The organism is Pseudomonas sp. GW823-FHT06E10 (assembly GCF_058794995.1).
The window spans coordinates 141,803-166,805 of record NZ_JBXAHJ010000001.1; the positions used below are offsets into that span (position 1 = coordinate 141,803).

At 62.9% G+C, this 25,003-nt stretch carries 23 protein-coding genes; 8 read left to right on the top strand and 15 right to left on the bottom strand.

Annotated features, from left to right (window positions below; translation table 11 throughout):
• Positions 1-19: 19 nt before the first annotated feature.
• Positions 20-934: a LysR family transcriptional regulator gene (locus AC1Q6Y_RS00610; RefSeq protein ID WP_057712939.1), complete on the top strand. Its 915-nt coding sequence runs from the start codon at positions 20-22 to the stop codon at positions 932-934.
• 111 nt (positions 935-1,045) lie between these two features.
• On the opposite strand, the gene madM is transcribed toward AC1Q6Y_RS00610, so the two are convergent.
• The 15 genes from madM to pilG all read right to left on the bottom strand — a co-directional run bounded on the left by madM (position 1,046) and on the right by pilG (position 18,643).
• The gene (gene madM, locus AC1Q6Y_RS00615) at positions 1,046-1,810 is read right to left on the bottom strand and encodes a malonate transporter subunit MadM (protein ID WP_057712938.1); all 765 of its coding nucleotides are present in this window, start codon (positions 1,808-1,810) and stop codon (positions 1,046-1,048) included.
• Position 1,811: 1 nt separating this feature from the next.
• The gene (gene madL, locus AC1Q6Y_RS00620; RefSeq protein WP_102670647.1) at positions 1,812-2,228 is read right to left on the bottom strand and encodes a malonate transporter subunit MadL; all 417 of its coding nucleotides are present in this window, start codon (positions 2,226-2,228) and stop codon (positions 1,812-1,814) included.
• 65 nt (positions 2,229-2,293) lie between these two features.
• Positions 2,294-3,205, bottom strand: a complete 912-nt coding sequence (gene mdcH / locus AC1Q6Y_RS00625) for a malonate decarboxylase subunit epsilon (RefSeq protein WP_340312876.1) — start codon at positions 3,203-3,205, stop codon at positions 2,294-2,296.
• A complete protein-coding gene (locus tag AC1Q6Y_RS00630) occupies positions 3,202-3,822 on the bottom strand; it encodes a malonate decarboxylase holo-ACP synthase (RefSeq protein WP_429521781.1) in 621 nt (206 codons plus the stop codon). The genes mdcH and AC1Q6Y_RS00630 overlap by 4 nt, the downstream gene beginning before the upstream one ends.
• The gene (gene mdcE, locus AC1Q6Y_RS00635; protein WP_492623902.1) at positions 3,816-4,619 is read right to left on the bottom strand and encodes a biotin-independent malonate decarboxylase subunit gamma; all 804 of its coding nucleotides are present in this window, start codon (positions 4,617-4,619) and stop codon (positions 3,816-3,818) included. The genes AC1Q6Y_RS00630 and mdcE overlap by 7 nt, the downstream gene beginning before the upstream one ends.
• Positions 4,616-5,467, bottom strand: a complete 852-nt coding sequence (locus AC1Q6Y_RS00640) for a biotin-independent malonate decarboxylase subunit beta (RefSeq protein ID WP_492623903.1) — start codon at positions 5,465-5,467, stop codon at positions 4,616-4,618. Before AC1Q6Y_RS00640 ends, mdcE begins: the two co-directional genes overlap by 4 nt.
• Positions 5,460-5,759 carry a malonate decarboxylase subunit delta gene (locus tag AC1Q6Y_RS00645; protein WP_057712932.1) on the bottom strand — a complete coding sequence of 100 codons (300 nt, stop codon included), beginning with the start codon at positions 5,757-5,759 and terminating at the stop codon, positions 5,460-5,462. The genes AC1Q6Y_RS00640 and AC1Q6Y_RS00645 overlap by 8 nt, the downstream gene beginning before the upstream one ends.
• On the bottom strand, positions 5,759-6,634 hold the full coding sequence (locus AC1Q6Y_RS00650) for a triphosphoribosyl-dephospho-CoA synthase (RefSeq protein ID WP_340312873.1): 876 nt from the start codon (positions 6,632-6,634) through the stop codon (positions 5,759-5,761). Before AC1Q6Y_RS00650 ends, AC1Q6Y_RS00645 begins: the two co-directional genes overlap by 1 nt.
• A complete protein-coding gene (gene mdcA / locus AC1Q6Y_RS00655) occupies positions 6,634-8,304 on the bottom strand; it encodes a malonate decarboxylase subunit alpha (protein ID WP_008001151.1) in 1,671 nt (556 codons plus the stop codon). The genes AC1Q6Y_RS00650 and mdcA overlap by 1 nt, the downstream gene beginning before the upstream one ends.
• Positions 8,305-8,536: 232 nt before the next feature.
• Entirely contained in the window at positions 8,537-8,998 is a 462-nt protein-coding gene (locus AC1Q6Y_RS00660) for a chemotaxis protein CheW (protein WP_218494701.1), read from the bottom strand.
• Positions 8,991-15,011 carry an Hpt domain-containing protein gene (locus tag AC1Q6Y_RS00665; protein ID WP_492623904.1) on the bottom strand — a complete coding sequence of 2,007 codons (6,021 nt, stop codon included), beginning with the start codon at positions 15,009-15,011 and terminating at the stop codon, positions 8,991-8,993. Before AC1Q6Y_RS00665 ends, AC1Q6Y_RS00660 begins: the two co-directional genes overlap by 8 nt.
• A 37-nt stretch (positions 15,012-15,048) precedes the next feature.
• The gene (locus tag AC1Q6Y_RS00670) at positions 15,049-17,109 is read right to left on the bottom strand and encodes a methyl-accepting chemotaxis protein (RefSeq protein ID WP_492623905.1); all 2,061 of its coding nucleotides are present in this window, start codon (positions 17,107-17,109) and stop codon (positions 15,049-15,051) included.
• A gap of 156 nt (positions 17,110-17,265) precedes the next feature.
• Positions 17,266-17,805, bottom strand: a complete 540-nt coding sequence (locus tag AC1Q6Y_RS00675) for a chemotaxis protein CheW (RefSeq protein WP_492623906.1) — start codon at positions 17,803-17,805, stop codon at positions 17,266-17,268.
• Between the two features lie 10 nt (positions 17,806-17,815).
• A complete protein-coding gene (gene pilH, locus AC1Q6Y_RS00680; protein WP_007897961.1) occupies positions 17,816-18,181 on the bottom strand; it encodes a twitching motility response regulator PilH in 366 nt (121 codons plus the stop codon).
• Positions 18,182-18,238: 57 nt separating this feature from the next.
• Positions 18,239-18,643: a twitching motility response regulator PilG gene (gene pilG / locus AC1Q6Y_RS00685; RefSeq protein ID WP_090451937.1), complete on the bottom strand. Its 405-nt coding sequence runs from the start codon at positions 18,641-18,643 to the stop codon at positions 18,239-18,241.
• A gap of 347 nt (positions 18,644-18,990) precedes the next feature.
• On the opposite strand from pilG, the gene gshB reads away from it, so the two are divergent.
• The 7 genes from gshB to AC1Q6Y_RS00720 all read left to right on the top strand — a co-directional run bounded on the left by gshB (position 18,991) and on the right by AC1Q6Y_RS00720 (position 24,997).
• Entirely contained in the window at positions 18,991-19,944 is a 954-nt protein-coding gene (gshB, locus tag AC1Q6Y_RS00690; protein ID WP_150814825.1) for a glutathione synthase, read from the top strand.
• 64 nt (positions 19,945-20,008) lie between these two features.
• Positions 20,009-20,908: an energy transducer TonB gene (locus AC1Q6Y_RS00695; RefSeq protein ID WP_057712923.1), complete on the top strand. Its 900-nt coding sequence runs from the start codon at positions 20,009-20,011 to the stop codon at positions 20,906-20,908.
• 181 nt (positions 20,909-21,089) lie between these two features.
• Positions 21,090-21,662, top strand: coding sequence for a YqgE/AlgH family protein (locus tag AC1Q6Y_RS00700; protein WP_057712922.1), 573 nt, complete (start codon positions 21,090-21,092; stop codon positions 21,660-21,662).
• Entirely contained in the window at positions 21,662-22,099 is a 438-nt protein-coding gene (gene ruvX / locus AC1Q6Y_RS00705; protein ID WP_056726497.1) for a Holliday junction resolvase RuvX, read from the top strand. Before AC1Q6Y_RS00700 ends, ruvX begins: the two co-directional genes overlap by 1 nt.
• A gap of 79 nt (positions 22,100-22,178) precedes the next feature.
• On the top strand, positions 22,179-22,682 hold the full coding sequence (gene pyrR / locus AC1Q6Y_RS00710) for a bifunctional pyr operon transcriptional regulator/uracil phosphoribosyltransferase PyrR (protein ID WP_057712921.1): 504 nt from the start codon (positions 22,179-22,181) through the stop codon (positions 22,680-22,682).
• 27 nt (positions 22,683-22,709) lie between these two features.
• A complete protein-coding gene (locus AC1Q6Y_RS00715) occupies positions 22,710-23,729 on the top strand; it encodes an aspartate carbamoyltransferase catalytic subunit (protein ID WP_046039254.1) in 1,020 nt (339 codons plus the stop codon).
• Entirely contained in the window at positions 23,726-24,997 is a 1,272-nt protein-coding gene (locus AC1Q6Y_RS00720) for a dihydroorotase (protein WP_218494698.1), read from the top strand. The genes AC1Q6Y_RS00715 and AC1Q6Y_RS00720 overlap by 4 nt, the downstream gene beginning before the upstream one ends.
• Positions 24,998-25,003 lie beyond the last annotated feature (6 nt).

The window sequence follows — 25,003 nt, forward strand, 5'->3', positions numbered from 1 at the left end:
TCCAAAAAGAGTCCGCCCCATGCTGATCGATGAAGAGTTGACCCTGAAAAAACTCGAGGTGTTCCTGGCTTTCATGCGCACCGGCAACCTGGCGCGGGCCGCTGCCGAATTGCAGACCAGTAACGTCAGCGTGCATCGGGCGATCCATTCCCTGGAAAGCGCCCTGCGCTGCCCCTTGTTCAAGCACGAAGGCCGCAGCCTGACGCCGCTGGAAAGCGCTTATGTGCTGGAAGAGCGGGCGCAGAAGCTGATTCAGGATGTCGTCGAAAGCGTGCGCCTGACCCGCGAAGCCGCCGGGTTCTCCGCCGAACGTTTCAAGCTGGGCTCGCTGTATTCACTGACGGTCAAGACCGTGCCGCAACTGATCATGGGTTTGAAGATCCGCCGCAGCGAGCTCAACATCGACCTGATTCTGGGCTCCAACATCGACCTGCTCTACAAGCTCAAGAACATGGAAGTCGATGCGGCCCTGGTGTCGCTGGACGACAGTGTCAACGACCCGGATTGCGAGCAGATCCCGCTGTTTTCCGACGACATCTTCCTCGCCACCCCCGCCGACTCGAAGTTTGCCCAGCGAACCGAAGTCGACCTGGCCGAGGTCCGCGACGAAACCTTCATCACCCTGACCCAGGGCTTCGCCACCCATCAGGACGGTAAGCGGGTATTCGAGCAGGCAGGGTTCGAACCGAAGGTGGCGATGCAGGTCAACGACATCTTCACCCTGCTGAGCATGGTCAGTTCGGGCGTGGGTTATGCGTTGCTGCCGGGGCGGATTGCGGCGGTGTACGAGAACCGGGTGAAGCTGATCCCGTTGCAGGAAAAGTACCGGTTGCAGCAGCACATTGGCGTGGTGTTCCTGAAAGCCAAGGAGCGTGATCCGAATTTGCTGGCGTTGCTGGCGGAGTGTCGGATGTATGCCAATCGGCAGGCTTGAGACCTTATCGACCCCATCGCGAGCAAGCTCGCTCCCACATAGGAATGCGATTCCCTGTGGGAGCGAGCTTGCTCGCGATGACGTCTGAACATTCAATGACGATGCAGCGGACTACCCGACAATCCCGCGAACAATGAAGTACAACAACGAAGGCCCCAGCAAGCAGCCCAACCCGGTGTGGAATGTCGCGGTCAGCGCGCCATAAGGCACCAGCCGCCGATCCGTCGCCGCCAAACCGGCAGTCACACCACTGACCGTCCCGGCCAGCCCACCGAACACCATCGCCGAGCGCGGGTTATCCAGGCCCATCCAGCGCGCCGCCATCGGCGTGCCGACCATCACCAGTATCGCCTTGATCAGACCGGTGGCAATCGACAGCGCCACCACATCGGAACTGGCGCCAATGGCCGCGCCGGTCACCGGCCCGACAATGTAGGTCACTGCACCGGCGCCGATGGTGGTCATGCTCACCGCATCGCGGTAACCGAAGGCCCAGGCCATGCACGCGCCGACAATAAACGGCAGCACCGTGCCCAACAGCAACGCGATAACACCGATCAAGCCGGCCTTTTTCGCTTCCGTGGCCTGCACCTCGAAGGCCGTGGCGACGATGGCGAAGTCCCGCAGCATGGCGCCGCCCATCAGCCCGATGCCGGAAAACAGGGTCAGGTCCGCCAGGCCTTTTTGCCCGCCGGTCATCGTGCCGCCGACCCAGGCCAGTACCAGGCCGATGACGATGGCTATCGCCGAGCCGTGGATACGCCCGAAGGTCAGGCGTTTGGAGATCACTACCGACACCCACATGATCACGCCGACAAAGGCGAATGCGGTGACCAGACCGTTGTGTTCCAGACCGTTCTTGATGAGTTCCCACATATCAGCGACCTCCTGCCGGTGCGCCAACCGGCGTTACATCCACCGGTTCATCGGGCAAGGGTTCGCCTCTATGGGTCCGGCTGATCAGGGCAATGGTGCAGCCGCAGATCACCACCGAACCGATCGCTGCCAACACCGCCACCGGACCACCATGCAGCGCCGTGACCACGTTTTGTTGCGCCGCCATCGCCACCACCACCGGGATGTACATCGCGCCCCAGAAGCCGACGCCCATCTCGCAATCCTTGGTCATGCCGCCACGGTTGTGCATCCACAACCGTGCGCAAATCAGCAGGATCATCGCGATCCCGACACCGCCGACGTTTGACTTCACACCCAGCAACACCCCGAGCATGTCCCCCATGATCACCCCTGCCAGCGTACAGATCGCCAACAGCGCCACACCGTAAATAATCATTGCTGTAGTCCTCAAAGTGCATTTCGAATGTTGTTTTTGTTGTGCGAAGCCTTAAGTCAGATGATCTAAGGGTGGCGGCTTCCCTCCTCACGCATCAGCGCCTGCAAGGTGTCGAGCCGTGCACCGTCGAAGGCAATCACGGTGCCCTGTTCGAACACCCGGCGCGCCAGTCCGGTCAGCACCGCACCGGGCGGCAGTTCGATCTGTAGACGTACGCCGCGCTCGTAGGCGCTTTGTACCGTGCCGCGCCAATCGACGATGCGGCACATGTTGAAGGCCAGGTCGTCACGCAAGGCTTCAGGCTTGATCAGCGGACGCGCGCGACTGCCGCTCAGGTAGCCCATCTTCGGGGTGTGCAGCGGCACCTTGGCGAAGGCTTCGGCCAACCGTTGCGCGGGCGCCTCAAGCAATGGGCAGTGGGACGGCACGCTCACTGCCAGACGCTTGGCCAAGCCCGCTCCGCAACCTTTCGCCAACCCGGCCACCGCTTTCATCGCCGCGTCGCTACCGGCAATCACCACCTGGTTATCGGCGTTGATATTGGCCAGATAAACCGGCATTTGCGCGCTGTGCACCCGGGCCAGTAATCCTTCCACCGTGGCCAGGTCCAGACCGATGATCGCGGTCATGCCGTAGCCCTGTGGATAAGCCTGCTGCATCAGCTCACCGCGCAGGCTGACCAGATGCAGCGCATCGCTGAAACCCAAGGCACCGGCCACCACCGCTGCCGGGTAAGCGCCGATCGACAAGCCGGCCACGTAGTCCGGGGCCATGCCCAACTGGCGTGAAGCAGCGACGCCGGCGATCAGCAGGCAAAGCTGAACCGCCCTCGTCGACTGCAACGCCTCGGCAGAATCCAGCTGCGTCACATCTTCACCGAGCAGGTCGCTCGCCTCGTTCAACGTTTCCCGAGGTAAACGCGCCAGCATTCCGGGTTGTTGTGCACCCTGGCCGGGGAACACCAGCAAGCTGCTCATGCTGCTTGCTCCTGTGGATTCCACGGATCAGTCACCAGGGTGGCTTGAATGGCATTTTTCAGCAGGACTCGCGACGAAGCACCGGCCCATTCGCGCAAGGCAACGGCACCCGACGGCGCCTGCAGTTGCAGGTCCACGCGGCACACGACGGCATCAAGAATGGCCACCAACGCCTGCGCGTCGACACGACTCAATGGACGTGGCGTACGCAGGATCAGGTCGAGGTCGCTGCCCTGGTGCAAAGCGGCAAACCCACTGGCCAACTCGAACCCGGCGCTGCCGCTGACACCCCAGACCCAGCCACTGCCATCGAGGTGCGAACGCAGTTGCGCCAAGGCACGCAGCGCCGGGAAATCGCGCTGGCCTTGAACATGGCGAAGCTCTTCCGGCTGCACCCGCCGGGTGATGGCGGCGACTTCCATCACCGCGGCAAATCGCTGTTCGCGCAACGGCCCGCGCACGCCCACGGCCACCTGCCCCGCCGCGCTCAAGGCGCGACGGACCACCACCGGCTGGCCGGCACTGATCGACTCGATCACCCACGCAGGCGCATCCGCCGGCAACTGCTGCGGGGTCATGCCCCACAGCAGGTCGTGTGCCAGTAGCGTGCTCACCACTGCGCTCTCAGCAATTGACGAACCTTGCTCGACGCCGCCCGATTGGCCGCACCCAGCCGACCGCTCAGATCACGGCCAGCGGCGGCCACATCGTCAATCGCCTGATGCAGGCACTCGGTCACCCGCGCCAGATCCGCCGCCGTCGGCTGCTCGATCTTCTCCACCGCCAAGGTTTCCCACAGCAACCCGAGGCTGGCATAGCTGTCGATGTCATAGGCCATCGGCGGCACGCTGGCAGCCAAGGCTTCGAGCTCTTCGACGCTGCGCAAGGTCACCCGCGCGGCCGACGCCTTGCCCATGGCGTGCACCATCACTCCCGGATCGCGCAGGGCGATCAAGCGATTGGCCTGATAGCCGTGGACCAGAAACGCGCCCGACATCGCCTTGCCCACCAGCAAACCGATCACCGCATGACCGGCCAGACGGGCACGGGCATAACTGCCCGCCGCAGCGGCCAGCGCCTGATGAATGCCGAGGGCTTCCTCCCGTCGACCGTAAGCCTGGCTCGGCACGTCGACGATGGCGATCAGTGCGCGCTTGCGTGCCTTGTTTTGATCGGCGGCAATGACTTCATCCACGGCCTTGGACAGGCCCCAACCTTCGAGCAAACCCACTTCGCCGTTACGTGCACGGACGAAACGGTTTTCCGGGTCGGCCACCACCGCGAGGAAACGCACAGGCTGATCGCCCAGCACGGCGTCCGCGACCTTCAGCGAAGCCGGTAAACCCTCGACCGCTTTCGCTCCGACGCTCAAGGCGTTGAACCAGTTCAAGCCTCGCAGGGAATACGAACTCATGGGCGTTCTCCTTGGTACAGATCGCGAACCACAGACGGCTCGATTTGCGGTTCGGCATCCAGACGCGCCAACCGTTGCAGGAACAACCCGGCCTGTTGGCTACGCGGTTGCGCTGGCAATCCTTGCTGGAGTAACTCACCCACCTGCTGGCGGATCTGCGCCACGTCGTCGGCAACATAGCGATCCACCAGACCACTGGCGAAGCGTTGCTCGCCACCGGTCAGGCTCCAGATGAAGGGTCGGTCGCGGGAGTCGTACTCCTCAAGTCCGGCTTCCTGTTCGATCACCTGCGGGCCGTTCAGGCCGAGTCGCGCTTCCTGGGTCACCAACAGGTAGCTGCACAACCCGGCGGCAATCGACATGCCGCCAAAGCAACCGACGCTGCCCGCCACCACACCGACCACGGGTTGGTACTGCTGCAAATCGACAATCGCCGCGTGGATGTCGGCAATGGCCGCCAGGCCGAGGTTGGCTTCCTGCAAGCGCACGCCGCCGGTTTCCAGCAGCAGCACGGCGCGGGTCGGGATACCGTTGCGGTTGTCTTCGGCGGCCAGTTCCAGCGCGCCGGCAATTTTTGCTCCGCCGACTTCACCGAGGCTGCCGCCCTGGAACGCGCCTTCGATGGCCGCGATCACCACCGGCAAACCATCGAGGTTGCCCTTGGCGATCACCACGCCATCGTCGGCTTGCGGCACCACGCCCTGGCGCGACAGCCACGGCGACATGATCCGTTGAAAGGGGTCGAGCAGTTCGCGGAAGGTGCCGGCATCGAGCAGGGTCTTGGCCCGTTGCCGGGCACCGAGTTCGACGAAGCTCTGCTTGTTGAGCAAAGATGCGCTGTCAGTCATGGCCGATCTCCTCGAAGCCTTGCTCCAGACGCAGGCGCACCACGCCCGGCGTCGCGCCGAAATCGTGGATATCGATATCCATGGCCGGGGGCGTCTGGCCGTCGAACATCCGTGCAAACAGATGCCGCCAGCGTTGTTCGCTGCCGTTGACCGAGGTCTGCACATTGATCGTCAACTTGCCGGCCTGACCCGGTTCGATCAACACTTCCAGATCGCCAGAGCCGACACAGCCCACCAGGGTGCGACCGCGTGGCGGCTGCCCGGCGGGGAATTCAAAGGATAAGGTTTCCATCAAAACACTCCCTGGATAAGGCCGTCGCCAGACGCGATACGGTCGATGAACAGGCAGGCTGCGAGCAGGTCGGCAGCGCCACCGGGCGAGGCATTCAACGCGATGAGTTGTTGGTCCAGCTCATGCAGGCGGCGACGTCCGCCGAGGCTGGCGCTGCCGCCCGCATCGAGCACCGCCCGGGCGCCCAGTTGCATGGTGTTCAGGCCTTCTTCACCGGCGCGATAAAGCACGCAGGTGTCGGCCAGACTCGTCATGATCGCCAACAGCGCGTCGAGCCGGGCGTTCTGTTCGCCATGACCGGCGGCGCGGCTGCGCAGCAGTTGTGGCAGTGCACGTTGGGTCACCGCCGGAAAACCCAGTTGCGCTTCTTCACGGGCGCCGCGAGCGCCGTAGCGTTGGGCGACTTGCGCACCGTGACTGAGCGGACGTGGCGCAAAACGGTCGTCGAGCAGGGCCAGCCGCGCCGCCCGTAACGCCACGCTATTGGCGTTGCAGGATTGAGGTTCCAGTGCAGCGGCAGTGATCAGCAACCCCAAGGCCCAGATCGCCCCGCGATGGGTGTTCACCCCGCCGGTGGTGTCGAGCATGGCTTGCTCACCTTCGCGACCGATGCGGCCCACGGCTTCGCGCAGGGGCAAGCCGATCTCGCCGAACTCGATGGCGACTTCCGCCATTTCTTTAAAGGCCGGCCACAAGGACAGCGCCGAGGCGTGCATCAGCCCCAGGTGCAAATCGGTGTGGGCGCCATTGCCGCGACGGTCGACCAGTGCCGGTTTCGGCGACAGATCAGCCTCGTCGATCAGCGCATCCACTGCCAGGTCCGCCAGCCGTTCGGCCAGGCTCAGGCTTTTTGGTTGCAGGTTAAGTGCGTGCATTACCAGCTCCTGAACTTGGCGGGCGGGTTGTAGAGGCCACCGGACCACTCAACCAGATCGGCCACGCTTTTCGCCGCGAGCAGTTCGCGGGTGGCGTCGGTGCGGCGGATGCCGAGGTCTTCGGGCAAGGCGATCAGGCCTTCGCGGCGCATGCGCGCGGTGTCTTTGGGGTTGTGGCGCAGGCCGATGGCGGTCACCCCGGCGACGGCGGCGATCATCGCCTGGCGTTCTTCCAGTGAGCGCGCCTTGTACAGGTAGGCAATGCCTTCTTCGGTCAACAAGTGGGTGACGTCGTCGCCGTAGACCATGATCGGCGCCAGTGGCATGCCGCTTTTCTTCGCCACATCCACCGCATCGAGGGTTTCAACAAACGTCGGTTTGCCGCCCTCCTGGAAGGTCTCGACCATCTGCACCACAAGTTTCTTGCCGCGTTCGAGCATCGGCTCGGCCACATCGGTATTGCGCATGTCGAGCCAGGCCGGCGTGCCATGGCGACGACCGCGTGGGTCGTGGCCCATGTTTGGTGCGCCGCCAAAACCGGCCAGGCGCCCGCGGGTGACGGTGGAAGAATGGCCGTCGCCATCGACCTGCAAAGTCGCGCCGATGAACAGGTCCACGGCGTATTGCCCGGCCAGCTGGCTGAACATCCGGTTGGAACGCAGGGAGCCGTCGCGCCCGGTAAAGAACACATCCGGCCGCGCCGCAATGTAGTTCTCCATCCCCAGTTCGGTGCCAAAGCAATGCACGCTTTCGACCCAACCACTCTCAATCGCCGGGATCAGCGTCGGGTGCGGGTTGAGCGTCCAGTTACGGCAGATCTTGCCTTTGAGGCCGAGGGATTCGCCGTAGGTCGGCAGGATCAATTCGATGGCAGCGGTGTTGAAACCGATGCCGTGGTTGAGCGACTGCACATTGTGTTTTTCGTAGATCCCGCGAATCGCCATCATCGCCATCAGCACGTGCACAGGCTTGATGTGCCGAGGGTCGCGGGTGAACAGCGGTTCGATGTAGAACGGCTTGTCGGCCACCACCACGAAGTCGACCCAGGACGCCGGGATGTCGACGCGCGGCAGGTCGCTGACGTCATCCACCAACTGGTTGACCTGGACGATGACGATGCCGTCGCTGAAGGCCGCCGGCTCGATCAGCGCCGGGGTGTCTTCGGTGCTCGGCCCGGTGTAGATGTTGCCGGCGCGGTCGGCCATGAACCCGGCCGACAACACGACGTTGGGAATCAGGTCCACCACCAGCCGTGCGTAGAGTTCGATGTAGGTGTGGATCGCGCCGACTTCCAGCAGGCCGTCTTCAAGCAGCTGGCTGATGCGCAGGCTCTGGGTGCCGGCGAAAGAGAAGTCGAGTTTGCGGGCGATACCCCGTTCGAACAGATCCAGGTGCTCGGAGCGTCCGACGCTGGGCATGATCATGTGCAGGTCATGCAGCTTCGCGGGGTCGGCCTTGGCCAGGGAGCGCGAAAGGAAATCCGCCTGCTTCTGGTTGTTGCCTTCGAGCACCACGCGGTCGCCGGGCAGAATCAGCGCTTCAAGCGCCGCGACGATGTTGTCGGTGGGCAACACCACACCGTCGGCAAGACCTCGCACCAGCTCGAGGCGCCGCTGCTTTTCGCTGCGCCGCCGCGTCCATCGCGAGTCGGGGGATATTGTTGTTGTCATGACCACTCCACGGGTTCGCTGTCGTGGGGGTCACCTTAGGAGTGTTGGTTGGGGGTATCAATCAAGCAGAGTGGTGGATCGTTACGCTCAGGTTAATGATCGAGATCTGCGTCGTTCATGCGGGCCTCTTCGCGGGCAAGCCCACTCCCACAGGGTTTTGTGTTCACCACAGATCAACTGTGGGAGCGGGCTTGCCCGCGAAGAGGCCGGTGCAGTCAACGCAAGACCGCGATCAGATGGTCAATCCGGCATCCACCAACAATGCCTCCAGTGCTAACAAGTTCGGCACCTTGGCCACTTGCTCGCCCACCTGCACCGCTGCCTGCTCCAGCGGACACAACGGCACATCCACGTAACTCAACTGGCTATCGAGCTTGCAGGAGCGCGGAATCCCCTGCACCAGCAGGGCGATGAATTTCAGCTCGGGACGCCCGCCCAGGGCGTTGAGAATGACGATCCGCGCGCGCTCGCCGATGACGATTTTCTGCGCGCATGCCGACTCGAAACTCAGCAGCGGAATCTGCCGGTCACGCCATGTCACCAGGCCTAGGTACCACGGCGGCGTGTCGAGGTCGAACGTCCCCGGCTGCTGGTAATCGATCAGCTCGGCAACGGCGACGTTGGGCAGGATCAGGTTGCGGTCGGCCAACGGCAGCAGCAGGCCGGTGAGGTTACTGGTGCGGTGCTCAAGCATGGGTCTTGCTCCACAAGGCGATGCTTTCGAGCAGCACCGATTCCTGGTACGGCTTGCCAAGGTAGTCGTTGACGCCAATGGCCATGGCGCGATCGCGGTGTTTCTGTCCGGTGCGGGAGGTGATCATGATGATCGGCAGGTGTTGCAGGCGTTCGTCGTTGCGCACTTGGGTCGCGACTTCGAAGCCATCCATGCGCGGCATCTCGATGTCCAGCAGCATCAGATCGGGCATGTGCTCTTCCAGCAGCAGCATGGCATCGACTCCGTCCTTGGCGGTCAGCACGCTCATGCCGTGGCGTTCGAGCAAGCGGCTGGTGACCTTGCGCACAGTGACCGAGTCGTCGACCACCATCACCAGCAGCGGCCGATGCGGTTCGACCTCGACCTCTTGCCCCGCCGGACGCTGGGGCACACGGGCCTGCATGGCGCGGATCGGCGCCAGCAAATCCAGAATCAGCACCACCCGGCCGTCCCCGAGAATCGTCGCCCCGGAAACCCCTTGCACCGCCGCAAATTGCGGCCCCAGGCTCTTGACCACGATTTCGCGAGTGCCGGCCATGGCATCCACCAGCACCGCGATGTGCCGTTCGTTGCACTGCACCAGCAACACCGGCAATGGCAGGCTCTGGCCCAACAGCTTCGGGCGCGGGCTGGTTTTCAGCAGCTCACCCAGATAGCACAGCTCGTAATGTTGGCCGGCGTATTCGTAGGTTGGCGAATCGAAGCGGAAATACCCTTCGAGTTCATTGGGCAGAACGCGAACAATGCCGTCGATGGTATTAAGCGGGATCGCGTATTGGTCCTCACCGCACTGCACCATCAACGCCCGGTTGACCGATACGGTAAACGGCAGGCGAATGCGGAAATGCACGCCCTGCCCGGGCACCGAGTCGATGCTCATGGTGCCGCCCAGTTGTCGCACCTCTTCGTGCACCACGTCCATGCCGACGCCGCGCCCGGAGATCTGGGTGATTTTTTCGGCGGTGGAAAACCCCGGTTGCAGGATGAACTGCAACACGTCGTGATCACTGATGATGCTGTCCGGGGCGAGCAGGCCGCGCTTGATCGCCTTGCGCCGCACCGCGTCCAGCGGTACACCGGCGCCGTCGTCGCGGATGTCGAAAATGATGTCGCCGCCTTCGCGCAGCAGATCGAGGGTGATTTTCCCCTTGGCCGGCTTCCCCGCCGCCAACCGCACTTCAACGGACTCCAGGCCATGATCGACGGCGTTGCGCAGCATGTGTTCCAGCGGCGCGGCCATGCGTTCGAGAACGTTGCGATCCATCTCGCCTTCGGCGTTGTCGACGATGAAGTCCACGTCCTTGCCCAGTTCGCTGGACACCTGCCGGACGATGCGCTGCAAACGCGGGAGCATGCGTTCGAACGGCACCATGCGCGTGCGCATCAGGCCTTCCTGCAATTCGGTGTTGATGCGGCCCTGCTGTTGCAGGAGGTTTTCCGTGTCCTGATTGCGTCGCTCGAGGGTTTCCTTGAGGTCGAGCAAGTCAGAAGCCGACTCGAACAATGCCCGGGACAGTTGCTGCAACTGTGAGTGGCGGTCCATTTCCAGCGGGTCGAATTCCTCGTAGCCCAGGCGTTCGGCCTCGACTTGCTGGCGGCTGAGGATCCGCCCCTGGGTTTCGGTATCGAGGCGGCGCAACTGGTCGCGCATCCGCTCGATAGTGGTCTCCATCTCATTCAGGGCGATGTGCGCATCGTTGACCTGTTGTTCGATTCGGCCACGGAAGATCGATGTTTCACCGGCCAGGTTGACCAGATCGTCGAGCAGCTCCGCCGAGACCTTGACCATGTCCGCGCCGGCATCGGACGGCGGCGCCAGCGGCTCGGGCTTGGGCGTGGCCGACGGCGCAACCGACGCGGGCGTTTCCGGCACGGCCGGATGGCTGAAGTTCTTGATCGCATCGATCAAGCGATCGGCCGGCGGCATCGGCTCACCGGCGCGGGCTGCATCGAGCATCTGCGCCAGGCGGTCATGGCTGCGCTGCAACAGCGCGAACAACGGCTCCGTCGGTTGCAGCACGCCGGTGGACAGGCCTTCGTAGAGGAACTCCAGTTCATGGGCCAGATCACCAATCGCGGCGATTTCCACCATGCGCGCACCGCCCTTGAGGGTGTGCAGGTCGCGCAGCAGGGTTTCCACCTCCTGACGACTCGAAGGCTGGGCCTGCCAGCGCTCAAGCGCCGCCCCGGAGCTTTCGATAATGTCGAAACCTTCCTCGAGGAAGATCTCCAGCAATTCCGTATCGTGCGCAGCCGCGTCACTGCCGGTCGCCTGTCGGGCCCCCTCGGTGATACCCGCATGCCCTTGACGGTAGGCACGAATGGCTTCGATCAGCTCACGGGAATCGTCCAGCGGCTGGTTGAGTTGCAACTGTTCAAGGTACAACGCCAGTCGCTCATGGCTCTGTTTGAGCAGCACCGCCAGTGAATCGCTGAAGGCATAACGACGGTCCACCAGGCCCTGGTAAAGGCTTTCCAGCTCATGGGCCAGATCGCCGACCGGCCCGACCTCAGCCATGCGTGCACCGCCTGTGAGGGTGTGCAAATCCCGTTGCAGGGATGACAGCGGCGCGGCGTTGTCCGAGTCGCGCAACCAGCGCTGCAAGGCCTGACCGGCGCTTTCGAGGATATCCACCGCCTCTTCAAGGAAGATCGCAACGATTTCATCGTCCAGTTCGCGCCCCTCTCCTGTAGGAGCCAGCTCGCTCGCGATGGGCGTTAACGATGACGCGTTGTCATTGGATAAGCGCGGCGCATTTGAGTCCATCGCGAGCGAGCTCGCTCCTACAGGGGCAGGGGGTAGCGTGCGCTCAAGTTCCTCGGTGGCAGAACCCAGTTCGCGGATGCTCAGGCTTCGGCTGCCATCGCTGCGGATCAGGCCCATTGCCGACGGGTCAAGGCTCTCGTCGAGCAGCTCGCGCAAGGCCCTGATCCGTTGCGGTTGCGGGCTGACTTCCTGACCGGCGGCCAGTTCGTCGAGCATGTTGATCAGCGCTTCGTGGGCACCCTGTGCTTCATGGAAAAACCGCTCGCTGACCGCCAGGCTGCTTTCTTCCACGGCACCGTACAGGTCGAGCAACGCTTCGCACAACTCGTCCACCGGGTGCAGGTCGGCCAGATGGGCGCCTTCGCCGAGGGTGGTCAATTCGTCCAGCAGCGCGCTGAGCTCCTGACGTTCGCCGGGGTGTTGCTGCCAACGCTGCAACAGGCTTTCGGCGTCCAGCAGGATGTCCATGCCCTGGGCGAGGAAGTTGTTAATCAGTTGCGGGTCGCGCTTGATTCGCAGCCCGGTGTTCGGTGTGCTCAGGAGGTTTTCCAGGCGCTCGGCCAGCTGCGCCCTGGCGCGCTCGGTCAAACCCTGGGCACCGGGAATTTCCGCCAGCGGATCGCGCTTGAGCTGGCGCAAGCCGAGGCGAAACAGTCCTTCTGCCTCCAGCAGCAATTCGACTTCATCCAGATCCAGCGCGATCAGGTGCGCCTTGTATTCCCGGGCCAGTTGATCCAGGGGCGCGGCCAGCTCGGCAATCGGCAACACACCGGCCATATAAGCGCTGCCCTTGAGGGTGTGCAAGGCGCGCTGCAATTCGTCGCTGGCCTGCAACGGCACATGTTCGGCGGCCTGATCAAGGAAGCGATTGAGGCTGCCCAAGTGGGTTTCGGCCTCTTTGCGAAAGATCTCCAGCAACAGCGGATCGAGGGCCGCGACATCTTGCGTATCCTCATCGGACACCGGTTCATCGCCCTTGGCCAGGGCATGGGCGCGGGCGGCCAACTGATCGACATCGTTGCGCTGACGCTGGGCATTGGCGGCGTATTCAGCCACCAGCTCCGGCAGCAGATGCAGCACATCGCCGATCAGTTGCTGCACCGTAGCGCCCGGCTCCACACTGTTCTCCAGTACGCGATTGAGCAGGTTTTCCACGGCCCAGGCCAGCTCGCCCAGCACCAGGGCGCGCACCATGCGGCCACTGCCCTTGAGGGTATGGAAGGCGCGGCGCAACTCACTCAGGGCCGAGCGGTTGTCTGGGTTGGCGGACCAGCGCGGCAAATAATCGCGCAGGATTTCCAGGACTTCGTCGGTTTCTTCAAGGAACACTTCGCGCAGTTCTTCGTCCACCGGCTCTTCACCTGCGGGTGGCGGCAGCAGGCTGCCCGGGGTGTTCAGCGCGGGCGGATTCAGAGTCGAAACCGGACTGGCGAGCACATCGGCCAAGGTCTGGACGACCTGTGGATCCTCCAGCTCCTGCATCATCTGCATGACCTGCGCCTGGGTCGGGTTGAGCACATCATCAAGCACTGGCACATGCTGCTCACTGGGGAAAAAACCGAGGTTCGCCAGGCTTTTTTCCGCGACATCGAGCAGGTTTTCGCCCTGCGCTTGCGGGTCATCACCGAGGCGTTCGAGATAGTACTCGATGCTGGTGATCACATCGGCCAGACTGTCCAGTTCCTGCCAGCCCGGTTGACCCGGCTCGAGCAACAGGTGCTCACGAATAAAGTGGTTGCAGGTTTCGACCAGGCTCGCCGCCCGGCTCAACGGAATCATCGCCAGCGCCCCGCGCACCTGGGTGAGCAAGGCCGGCAACGCCTGCAAGTGCTGGCGGTCCCAATCGGCGTCGATGTAGTCGACGATCATGTCCTTGGCCTGCTGCAAACAGATACGGGCCTCCTTGATCACGATCTGATGGATCTGCGTCAGGTCGGTGGTGGGCAGGCGGTTGTCGTCCTGGCTCTCCGGCTCCACGGTACCGACCATGCCGGCCAGCGTCGCTTCGACGTACAACAAGGCCCCTGCAACGTCCATGAGGATCGCATCGTTGGGTTCGCGCTGGCCCTGAGCGAGGCTGAGCACCACCGCCAATTGATCGATGATCACCTTGCGCGGCTGGCCGAAGCCCAGGACCGCCAGGGTGTCGGCGATTTGCCGCAGCGGCGCCAGCAGGCTGTCGAGGTCGGAAGTGTGCTGGCGGTCACTGCGCACGAACAGGTCCAGGCGCTCCTTGACCCGCACCAGCTCTTCGCACAGCGCAGCCAGCACCGAGCGCATGGCGTCGCGGTCGGGACCGGCCAGGCGCGCGCGTTCTTCATCGACCATCACGCTGTCGGGCAGCGCGTCGTCCAGTGAGTAGCGTTCTTTCATGGTCAGCATCTGCCCGGTGGGATGTTCGGCCTTGGCAATATAGAAGAGCAAACTCTTGAGCAGCTCCGGCGGGGCCGGCTGGTTGATACCGGGCATGCCTTGTTCGAGCAGGCGCTTGAGTTCCTTGTCGGCATCCTTGAACAGGCTGCGCAAGGCCGGGCTATTGGCGATCGCACCGCCCTGCATGCCTTCGACCAGCGCCGATGCCACCTGCCATAACGGGCTCAGGGGGGCGTTGTCGCACAGTGCTTCAAGGCGGGTGAATACCTTGGCCAGGTAATCGAGGTTGGTGTCGTTGTCCTGTTCGCGCAAAAATCCGACCAGCGCCATTTGCAGCATCTGCCGCAGCTTTCGCAGCACACTGGGCAATTCGGCCGGTTCCAACTGCGTAAGCGCTTGTGCGTCCAACGCTGGCAACTCGGGCAATTGCGGGCTGAACAGGCTGGTTTCCGACAGCAGGCTTTCGCCGCGGGCGCTGCGCAGATCGTTGATCAGTGGCAACACCACCAGTGGCAAGTCGCGGCGCGCGCCTTGCACCCGGTCCAGGTAGATCGGCAACTGCCCCAGGGCCTGCATCAACAGGTGCAACGCCTCGTCGCGATGGCTGACACGGTTGCCCTGCAAGGCCATGGCCAGTTGTTCCATTTCTTCGGCGAGCAACGCCGCGCCGTAGAACTCGACCATCTGCAAACTGCCGTGAACCTGATGGATGCACGAAAGGCTTGCATCCAGCGCTTGCGTCGCCTGCGGGTCATCGAGCAGGTTCTCAATCGCGTGATGAGCCTGTTTCAGCGTTTCGGCAATCTCGCCCTTGACCCACTCGAGGGCCACATAGTCGTGCCGATCACCCATAACCACTCCAATCACAATTCAGATACCCATGGGCGGTTCAAGCTTTATCCACAACCTGCGCCTTGGCATCCGGCAAGGTGAAACCGGACACTGAACGACGCAACTGACTGGCCATTTTCGCCAGGTTGCCGATGCTGTCGGCCGTGGCGGTGGAACCCGACGATGTCTGCGAGGTGATCTGCTGGATCACGTTCATTGTCAGGGAAATCTGACCGGCCGACGACGTCTGCTGTTGCGCCGCATTGGAAATACTCTGGATCAACGCCGCAAGAGTCTTGGAGACGCCTTCGATTTCTTCCAGGGCCACACCGGCATCCTGCGCCAGACGGGCGCCACGCACCACTTCGGTCGTCGTTTGTTCCATGGAGATGACCGCTTCGTTGGTATCGGTCTGGATCGCCCGCACCAGGGTTTCGATCTGCCGGGTGGCGGCGGACGAGCGCTCGGCCAGGCGCTGCACTTCATCGGCGACCACGGCGAAACCGCGACCGGCGTCACCGGCCATGGACGCCTGGATGGCCGCGTTGAGAGCCAGGATATTGGTCTGATCGGCAATGTCATCGATCAGGCTGACAATGTCGCCGATTTCCTGAGAAGACTCGCCCAGGCGCTTGATGCGTTTGGCGGTGTCCTGAATCTGCTCGCGAATGTTGTCCATGCCGTGGATGGTGTTGTGCACCACCTCGTTGCCCTTGTTGGCAATTTCCACCGAGCGTTCGGCAACCGCCGAAGATTCCGCCGCGTTGGCCGACACCTGGTCGATGGACTCGGCCATGTCGTTGATCGCCATCGACGCTTCGGAAATCTGCTGGGCCTGATGCTCCGACGCCTGGGCCAGGTGCATGGCAGTGGCCTGGGTTTCCTGCACGGCGGCGGCCACCTGGCCGGCGGTGAGGTTGATGGTCGCGACCAGATCGCGCAACTGGTCGACGGAGTAATTGATCGAGTCGGCGATGGTGCCGGTAAAGTCTTCGGTCACCGAGGCCGTCACCGTGAGGTCGCCGTCGGCCAGGTCTTCGATCTCGTCGAGCAAGCGCATGATCGCGTTCTGGTTACGCTCGTTTTTCTCGGCGGTCTCGCGCAACTGACGATTGGTTTCGCGCACCATCACCAAACCGATCAGGATGATCGAAGCCAGCGCCAACAGGCCCAGCGCATAGCCGCCAATGGTGTCGGTGGTTCGCCCGCCGACCATGTTTTCAAAACCGCTGGCCAGGTGTGAGGCTTCGTCGAGCAGGGTTTGCGACAGACTGAAAATGTTCGAGGCCGATTCGCGGACCTTGAACAGCTCCGGCGAGGTTTCGAGGATCTCGTCCACCGAGCCCGAGACGAACTCGAACAGCTCGGAGATTTCCGCGAGTCGCGCACGGGCGTCGCGGTCTTCGACCTGGCTGACCTTGAGCGCAGGGTCGCCCTGGAGCATGCCGTTAAGCACCTTGCCGAACTGCGTTGCGTCACGCCCGAACGCATCGGCGGCCTGCTGTGAATTTTCGTCGCCGGCCAACACCGTGTTGACCGCGCCGAGGATTCGCTCGGCCAGCAGCGATTGGCGCTGGGCCATGGCCACCTGGGCCGCCGGGGCGCCCCGTTGCAGGAGAGTCTCGACGACTTTCTCGTACTCGACCTGCAATTGCGGCACGGTTTCGGCCAGGGTCGCGGCGACCTGATGCAGCGACAGTACGGTTTGCTCGCTGGAGAGAATCGCATCGGTGTTCTTCAGCAGCCGCTCCCAGTCCTGTTGCACTGCCCGCATCTCCGGACGCACGGTGGCGGGGGCCGGCGGCAGGCCCGTGGCCGGGTCACCCTTCTTCAGAAAACCCCAGCGCCGGGCAAAATCGTTGCGCGCATCGCTGAGCAACTTGAACGCGGCAGCCTTGCCGGCGGCGGCCTCGGTGGCGTTCTTGGCGATACGCTGGGACAGCACGCGCAGTTCGCCGGCGTGGCCGATGTACTGTTTGTCGTAGATAGCCTGGGTGTTGAGGTACGCGAAGTTGGCGAACAGCAGCATGATGAAGACAATCAGCGCGATGAACAGCACGATAATCTGCGACCGGCTGCGCGACCCTTCCATTGGCTTGCCTGCTTTTGCTTTTATCATCGGTCCTCGCCTGTTAACCCACACCTTCCAAGACTTACCGAGGAACCTGTGGGAGCGAGCTTGCTCGCGATAGCGGTGTGTCAGTCGACATTAATGCTGGCTGCAAGTCCGTCATCGCGAGCAAGCTCGCTCCCACAAGGTTCTCTGTTGCTCCAACTACACCGCGACGCTCATGAACCCCTGAGACTGCGTCAACGCAAACGGGCTGAACACCTGCCAGCACTGCTCACGCTGAAACCGGCCTTTGACGAACGTCGCCACCGGCCCCTTCAATTCGTCTGCCGGCACCGGCTCCAGGCTGTCCTGGGCAAAGTGCTGGAGGCCGAAGACTTCATCGACCAGCAACCCGGCGAACACCTCTTCATGTTCCACCACCAACACCCGCCGCTGTCGGCGCACCGCCGAAAGCTCGTGCCCGAAAAAGCCGCACAAGTCCATGACCGGCAGCAAACGCCCGCGCAGGTTGGCGACTCCCTTGACCCAGGGTTTGACCCCCGGCAGCTGGGTGAGGCGCGGCTCATGCAAGACTTCGCTGACTTCGCTCATGGGGGCGACATACCAGTGCTCGCCCAGGCGAAAACCGATACCGCTCCAGCTGTCCCGCCGGGCCGGCTGGGACGGCAAGTCCGCCGCCAGCAACCGACAGCGCTGGTCGATTTGCAGCAGCAGTTCGAAGGCCGTCAGCGACTCGTTCATGGCCTGACGATCAACCGGCCAGCACGTTGTTCAGGGTCTTGATCAGGGTGTCTTCATCGACCGGCTTGGTCAGGTAGTCCTTGGCACCCTGGCGCGTGCCCCAGACTTTGTCGGTTTCCTGATCCTTGGTGGTGATGATGATCACCGGGATGTGCCCGGTTTCCGGGTCCTTGGTCAACTGGCGGGTGGCCTGGAAGCCATTGAGGCCTGGCATGACGATGTCCATCAGCACCGCATCGGGCTTTTCCTGGCGGGCCAGGGCCACGCCGTCGGCGCCGTTTTCGGCTTTCAACACTTCATGACCGTGCTTTTCCAGCATGCCGGTCAGTTTGTACATTTCGGTCGGCGAATCATCGACGATCAGAATACGTGCCATGGTCTTCCCCATTCTTGTCGACGCCTGGCCCGATGGCCGAGCGTCACTGTGCGTGTCCTACTGCGGCAAAACGGCGGCGAAGCCAGGAACATGGGCCTGGATCGCATCAAGCAATTCTTCCTTGCTGAAAGGCTTGGTCAAAAACTGGTCGGAGCCGACGATGCGCCCCTTGGCCTTGTCGAACAGCCCGTCCTTGGACGACAGCATAATCACTGGCGTGGACTTGAATGCGCTGTTGTTCTTGATCAGGGCGCAGGTCTGATAACCATCCAGGCGCGGCATCATGATGTCGACAAAGATGATGCCGGGATGGTTGTCGACAATCTTGGCCAGGGCATCAAAACCGTCGATGGCCGTGATGACCTCACAACCCACGTTCTTGAGCAGCGTTTCGGCGGTGCGACGGATCGTCTTCGAATCGTCGATCACCATGACCTTCAAGGCGCTGGGGTGCTGTTCCATAAAATGCTCTACCGTCGCCTTTGCGAAACAAATTGTCCGTTTGCCGGTTAACGCGGCTCGAAACCCTTGGTGCTCAAGGGCCGGCACGACATGGCAGCCTTTTTAGCACAGTCTCCAACACCAATCTATCGGCCGACCCGCAAGGTGGTTTTTCCTTGACCGGGAACACACTCAGCGCCACTCTGACGCCACTTTTATACGCTGATCTTTTGTAGGAGCGAGCTCGCTCGCGATGGCCGTCAACGATAACGCGTGCTGGCTGGATAAGCGTGTTGTTCTCGGGTTCATCGCGAGCAAGCTCGCTCCTACAAAGGTCGCCATAGCCCCCAAATTTCGAGGAAACACCCATGAGCGTTCGCGTCGGGATTGTCATGGACCCTATCGCCAGCATTTCCTATAAAAAGGATAGCTCGCTGGCCATGCTGCTGGCCGCGCAGAAGCGTGGCTGGGAGCTGTTCTACATGGAACAGCGCGACCTGTATCAGGGCGAAGGCCAGGCCCGGGCCCGGATGCGCCCGCTGCAGGTTTTTGCCAACCCGGAAAAATGGTTCGAACTGGGCGCCGAAAGCGACGCGCTGCTGAGCGATCTGGACGTGATCCTGATGCGCAAGGATCCGCCGTTCGACCTGGAGTTCGTCTACTCCACTTATTTGCTGGAACAAGCCGAGCGCGCCGGCGTGCTGGTGGTCAACAAGCCGCAAAGCCTGCGCGACTGCAACGAGAAGCTGTTCGCCACGCTGTTCCCGCAGTGCACACCGCCGACCGTGGTCAGCCGCCGCGCCGACGTGTTGCGTGAGTTCGCCGCCAAACACGGCGATGTGATCCTCAAGCCGCTGGACGGCATGGGCGGCACGTCGATTTTCCGTCACCGCGCGGGCGATCCGAACCTGTCGGTTATCCTCGAAACCCTGACCGCCCTCGGCGCCCAGCAGATCATGGGCCAGGCCTACCTGCCGGCGATCAAGGATGGCGACAAGCGCATCCTGATGATCGATGGTGAGCCTGTGGATTATTGCCTGGCGCGGATTCCGGCCCAGGGCGAAACCCGTGGAAACCTCGCTGCCGGGGGGCGTGGCGAAGCCCGCCCGCTGACCGACAAGGACCGCTGGATCGCCGCGCAAGTCGGCCCGACCCTACGTGAAAAAGGCCTGCTGTTCGTTGGCCTGGACGTGATCGGCGAGCACCTGACCGAGATCAACGTCACCAGCCCGACCTGCATTCGCGAGATTGATAACGCGTTTGGCACCGACATCGGCGGCATGCTGATGGATGCCATCGATCAGAAGCTCAAGGCACGTTGATTAGCCAAACCAACATTGCGTTATCATGCGCGGCCTGTGAAAACGCGATGTTGGTTTCCTTGTCATGACACTCCCGTCCGATCTGCCTGCCGAACTCGCCCACCGTGGCGTGCGCCCGGTCGATCGCCTCGGTTTTACCCTGTTTCTGGCAGCGCTGATCCACCTGGCCTTGCTGTTGGGTGTCGGGTTTGCAGTGGTCGAGCCCAAGCAGATCAGCAAAACCCTGGAAATCACCCTCGCCACCTTCAAAAGCGAAAAAAAGCCCGAGAAAGCCGATTTCCTGGCCCAGGAGAATCAGCAAGGCAGCGGCACCCTGGATAAAAAGGCGATTCCCAAGACCACCGAGGTCGCGCCGTTCCAGGACAACAAGGTACAAAAAGTCACGCCACCGCCGGCTGCCAAGCCTGAAGTGCAGGAAGCCCCGCCCAAGGCTGCCGTGACCACCGTGGCGCCGAAGCCGAAAAAAGCCCCCGCCAAGACCGAGGAGCCCAAGACCGAGGTAAAAACCCAGGTCCAGGCGCCGACCTTCGACAGCGAGCAACTGTCCAGCGACATCGCCAGCCTGGAAGCGGAACTGGCCGCCGAACAACAGCTGTACGCCAAGCGCCCGCGCATTCACCGCTTGAGCGCGGCCTCGACCATGCGCGACAAGGGCGCCTGGTACAAGGACGAATGGCGCAAGAAAGTCGAGCGCATCGGCAACCTCAACTACCCCGACGAAGCGCGGCGCAAACAGATCTATGGCAACTTGCGCCTGATGGTGTCGATCAACCGTGATGGCTCGTTGTATGAAGTGCTGGTGCTGGAGTCTTCAGGCCAGCCGCTGCTGGACCAGGCGGCGCAACGGATCGTCCGGCTGGCGGCACCGTTTGCACCGTTTACCGGGGATTTGTCGGATATTGACCGGCTGGAGATCATCCGCACCTGGAAGTTTGCTCGCGGCGATCGCCTCTCCAGTAACTGACCACACCCCCCCACCTGTAGGAGCGAGCTTGCTCGCGATAAACCTGAGAGCACCGCGGGGTGTCAACCTGGCAGCGTTATCCTTGACGACCATCGCGAGCAAGCTCGCTCCTACAGAATTGCGCTAATTCCTGTGCATCCCCAGCTTGTCAGTTCGCCCCTCGAACGCCACACTAGCGGTCATGAAAAACGTCAGCCCCAGCTACCTCAAGCATCAATTCCTGATCGCCATGCCGCACATGGCCGACCCGAACTTTGCGCACACCTTGACCTACATCGTCGAGCACACGGCCAATGGCGCCATGGGGCTGGTGGTCAACCGTCCGCAAGATCTGAACCTGGCCGATATCCTTGAGCAATTGCGCCCGGAAATCGAACCTCCAGCGCTCTGCCAGCATGTACCGATCTTCATCGGTGGCCCGGTGCAGACCGATCGCGGTTTCGTCCTTCACCCCAAGGGCCAGAGCTTCCAGGCGACCGTTGATCTGGAAGACGAGTTGGCCCTGTCGACCTCCCAGGACGTGCTGTTCGCCATCGCTGACGGCGTCGGTCCGGCAAAAAGCCTGATCGCCCTCGGCTACGCCGGTTGGGAAGCCGGGCAACTGGAGGCCGAACTGGCGCAGAACGCCTGGCTGAACTGCCCGTTCGACGCGGACATCCTGTTCAACACCAGCAGCGAACTGCGTCTGGAAGCGGCCGCCAAACACCTGGGCGTCAACCTCAGCCTGCTGACCAGCCAGGCGGGGCACGCCTGATGGCCCTGAAGCTGATTCTGGGTTTTGACTACGGCACCAAACAGATCGGCGTTGCGGTCGGCCAGGTGATCACCGGCCAGGCCCGCGAGCTGTGCACCCTGAAGGCGCAGAACGGCATTCCTGACTGGAACCAGGTCGAAGCCCTCATCAAAGAGTGGAAACCCGATGCCGTGGTGGTCGGCCTGCCGTTGAACATGGACGGTACGCCCAGCGACATGTGCGCCCGCGCGGAAAAGTTCGCCCGGCGCCTGAACGGCCGCTTCAATTTGCCCTTCTATACCCACGATGAACGCCTGACCACCTTCGAGGCCAAGGGCGAACGCCTGGCTCGTGGTGGCCAGAAAGGCAGTTACCGCGACAACCCGGTCGATGCCATCGCCGCCGCCCTGCTGCTGCAAGGCTGGCTCGACGAAAACACCGCACTGTTTGAATCCTGAAGAGCCGCTGTGCGTCTCTCTTAGCTACAACCCGAGCCACTTCCCGCACAGGCTGGCTCGGGCCCAAGAAGGAGCAACCATGAGCCTGCCCAATCCCGCCGAACTGATCAGCCAGATGGCGACCCGACTTGACGCCTATCTGGCCAAACGAGGCATCAGCGACCCGCGTTTCATCGGCATCCGCACCGGCGGCGTCTGGGTGGCCCAGGCTCTGCTCAAGGAGCTGGGCAGCAATGACCCCCTCGGCACCCTGGACGTGTCCTTCTACCGCGACGATTTCAGCCAGAACGGCCTGCACCCGCAGGTTCGCCCTTCGGCGTTGCCGTTCGAGATCGAAGGCCAGCACCTGGTGCTGATCGACGACGTGCTGATGAGCGGCCGGACCATTCGCGCCGCCATGAACGAACTTTTCGACTACGGCCGCCCGGCCAGCGTAACGCTGGTGTGCCTGCTGGACCTGGACGCCGGCGAACTGCCGATCCGCCCGAACGTGGTTGGCGCGACCCTGTCGCTGGCGGCCCACGAACGGGTGAAGCTGTCCGGTCCCGAGCTCGCGCTCGAACTGCAAGACCTCGCCCTTTAATTCGCCCTATTGAGAGTCCCCCTTGCGATGACGCCTCTAGAAACCAAGCGCCCGCTGCAGCTCAATGATCAGGGCCAGCTGCGCCACTTCCTCTCGCTCGACGGTTTGCGCCGCGAACTGTTGACGGAAATCCTCGACACTGCCGACTCCTTCCTTGAAGTCGGCGCCCGGGCCGTGAAGAAAGTCCCGCTGCTGCGCGGCAAGACCGTGTGCAACGTGTTCTTCGAGAACTCCACCCGTACCCGCACCACCTTCGAACTGGCGGCCCAGCGCCTCTCGGCGGACGTGATCACCCTCAACGTGTCGACATCGTCGGCAAGCAAGGGCGAAACCCTGCTCGACACCCTGCGCAACCTGGAAGCCATGGCTGCCGACATGTTCGTCGTGCGCCACGGCGATTCGGGTGCCGCGCACTTCATCGCCGAACATGTTTGCCCACAAGTGGCGATCATCAACGGCGGTGACGGCCGGCACGCTCACCCGACCCAGGGCATGCTCGACATGCTCACCATCCGCCGGCACAAGGGCGGGTTCGAAAACCTTTCGGTGGCCATCGTCGGCGACATCCTGCACTCGCGGGTTGCGCGCTCGAACATGCTGGCCCTGAAAACCCTGGGTTGCCCGGATATTCGCGTGATTGCGCCGAAAACCCTGCTGCCGATCGGCATCGAGCAATACGGCGTGAAGGTCTACACCGACATGACCGAAGGCCTGAAGGACGTCGACGTGGTGATCATGTTGCGCCTGCAGCGTGAACGCATGACCGGCGGCCTGTTGCCGAGCGAAGGCGAGTTCTACCGCCTGTTCGGCCTGACCACCGCGCGCCTGGCCGGCGCCAAGCCCGATGCCATCGTGATGCACCCGGGGCCGATCAACCGTGGCGTGGAAATCGAGTCTGCGGTGGCCGACGGCCCGCACTCGGTGATCCTCAACCAGGTGACCTACGGGATCGCCATTCGTATGGCGGTACTGTCCATGGCCATGAGCGGGCAGACTGCGCAACGCCAATTCGAGCAAGGCCAATTCGAGCAGGAGAAAGCCCAGTGAAGCTCAGCATTCTCGGCGCCCGCGTGATCGATCCGGCCAGCGGCCTGGATCAAGTGACCGATATCCACATTGAAGCCTGCAAAGTCGTCGCCCTTGGCGCGGCGCCAGCCGGTTTTGTCGCCGTCGACACGATTGACGCCAAAGGCCTGGTGGCCGCTCCCGGCCTGGTCGACCTCAACGTTGCCCTGCGCGAGCCGGGTTACAGCCGCAAAGGCTCGATTGTCAGCGAAACCCGCGCGGCGGCGGCTGGCGGCGTGACCAGCCTGTGCTGCCCGCCAAAGACCAAACCGGTGCTGGACACCTCGGCGGTGGCCGAACTGATCCTCGACCGTGCCCGCGAGGCCGGCAACACCAAAGTCTTCCCGATCGGCGCCCTGAGCAAAGGCCTGGACGGTGAACAGCTGGCAGAGCTCGTAGCATTGCGCGATGCCGGTTGCGTGGCCTTCGGCAACGGCCTGGAGAGTTTCCGCAACACCCGCACCCTGTGCCGCGCGCTGGACTACGCAGCGACTTTCGACCTGACGGTGATTTTCAACTCCCAGGATTACGACCTGGCCGAGGGCGGCCTGGCTCACGAAGGCCCGACCGCCAGCTTCCTTGGCCTGCCGGGCATCCCGGAAAGCGCTGAAACCGTCGCCCTGGCCCGGGATCTGCTGCTGGTTGAACAGACCGGCGTGCGCGCGCACTTCAGCCAGCTCACCAGCGCACGCGGCGTAGAGCTGATCGCCCAGGCCCAGGCCCGGGGCCTGAAGGTGACAGCGGATGTCGCCCTGTACCAGCTGATCCTGACCGACGAAGCCCTGATCGACTTCAGCAGCCTGTATCACGTCCAGCCACCGCTACGCACCCGCGCCGACCGCGACGGCCTGCGCGCAGCGGTGAAGTCGGGCGTGATCTCGGCCATCTCCAGTCATCACCAACCCCATGAGCGTGACGCCAAACTGGCACCGTTCGGCGCGACCGAGCCAGGCATCAGCAGCGTTGAACTGCTATTGCCACTGGCAATGACCCTGGTCGAAGACGGCTTGCTGGACCTGCCGACACTGATCAACCGCCTGAGCGCCGGCCCTGCAGAGGCCCTGCGCCTGCCGGCAGGCAAACTGGCGGTAGGTGGCGCGGCGGACATCGTGCTGTTCGACCCTGCGGCCTCGACCGTGGCCGGTGAAACATGGCTGTCCAAGGGCGAAAACTGCCCGTTCATTGGCCACAGCCTGCCGGGTGTGGTGCGTTACACCCTGGTGGATGGACGGATTAGCCACCAGGCTTAAGACCGC

What these genes read in the sequence shown, in the direction of transcription:
- AC1Q6Y_RS00610 (WP_057712939.1), top strand. Translation starts at nt 20, where the DNA reads ATGCTGATCGATGAAGAGTTGACCCTGAAAAAACTCGAGGTGTTCCTG.
- madM (WP_057712938.1), bottom strand. Translation starts at nt 1,810, where the DNA reads ATGTGGGAACTCATCAAGAACGGTCTGGAACACAACGGTCTGGTCACC.
- madL (WP_102670647.1), bottom strand. Translation starts at nt 2,228, where the DNA reads ATGATTATTTACGGTGTGGCGCTGTTGGCGATCTGTACGCTGGCAGGG.
- mdcH (WP_340312876.1), bottom strand. Translation starts at nt 3,205, where the DNA reads ATGAGCAGCTTGCTGGTGTTCCCCGGCCAGGGTGCACAACAACCCGGA.
- mdcE (WP_492623902.1), bottom strand. Translation starts at nt 4,619, where the DNA reads ATGAGTTCGTATTCCCTGCGAGGCTTGAACTGGTTCAACGCCTTGAGC.
- AC1Q6Y_RS00640 (WP_492623903.1), bottom strand. Translation starts at nt 5,467, where the DNA reads ATGACTGACAGCGCATCTTTGCTCAACAAGCAGAGCTTCGTCGAACTC.
- AC1Q6Y_RS00645 (WP_057712932.1), bottom strand. Translation starts at nt 5,759, where the DNA reads ATGGAAACCTTATCCTTTGAATTCCCCGCCGGGCAGCCGCCACGCGGT.
- AC1Q6Y_RS00650 (WP_340312873.1), bottom strand. Translation starts at nt 6,634, where the DNA reads ATGCACGCACTTAACCTGCAACCAAAAAGCCTGAGCCTGGCCGAACGG.
- mdcA (WP_008001151.1), bottom strand. Translation starts at nt 8,304, where the DNA reads ATGACAACAACAATATCCCCCGACTCGCGATGGACGCGGCGGCGCAGC.
- AC1Q6Y_RS00660 (WP_218494701.1), bottom strand. Translation starts at nt 8,998, where the DNA reads ATGCTTGAGCACCGCACCAGTAACCTCACCGGCCTGCTGCTGCCGTTG.
- AC1Q6Y_RS00665 (WP_492623904.1), bottom strand. Translation starts at nt 15,011, where the DNA reads ATGGGTGATCGGCACGACTATGTGGCCCTCGAGTGGGTCAAGGGCGAG.
- AC1Q6Y_RS00670 (WP_492623905.1), bottom strand. Translation starts at nt 17,109, where the DNA reads ATGATAAAAGCAAAAGCAGGCAAGCCAATGGAAGGGTCGCGCAGCCGG.
- AC1Q6Y_RS00675 (WP_492623906.1), bottom strand. Translation starts at nt 17,805, where the DNA reads ATGAACGAGTCGCTGACGGCCTTCGAACTGCTGCTGCAAATCGACCAG.
- pilH (WP_007897961.1), bottom strand. Translation starts at nt 18,181, where the DNA reads ATGGCACGTATTCTGATCGTCGATGATTCGCCGACCGAAATGTACAAA.
- pilG (WP_090451937.1), bottom strand. Translation starts at nt 18,643, where the DNA reads ATGGAACAGCACCCCAGCGCCTTGAAGGTCATGGTGATCGACGATTCG.
- gshB (WP_150814825.1), top strand. Translation starts at nt 18,991, where the DNA reads ATGAGCGTTCGCGTCGGGATTGTCATGGACCCTATCGCCAGCATTTCC.
- AC1Q6Y_RS00695 (WP_057712923.1), top strand. Translation starts at nt 20,009, where the DNA reads ATGACACTCCCGTCCGATCTGCCTGCCGAACTCGCCCACCGTGGCGTG.
- AC1Q6Y_RS00700 (WP_057712922.1), top strand. Translation starts at nt 21,090, where the DNA reads ATGAAAAACGTCAGCCCCAGCTACCTCAAGCATCAATTCCTGATCGCC.
- ruvX (WP_056726497.1), top strand. Translation starts at nt 21,662, where the DNA reads ATGGCCCTGAAGCTGATTCTGGGTTTTGACTACGGCACCAAACAGATC.
- pyrR (WP_057712921.1), top strand. Translation starts at nt 22,179, where the DNA reads ATGAGCCTGCCCAATCCCGCCGAACTGATCAGCCAGATGGCGACCCGA.
- AC1Q6Y_RS00715 (WP_046039254.1), top strand. Translation starts at nt 22,710, where the DNA reads ATGACGCCTCTAGAAACCAAGCGCCCGCTGCAGCTCAATGATCAGGGC.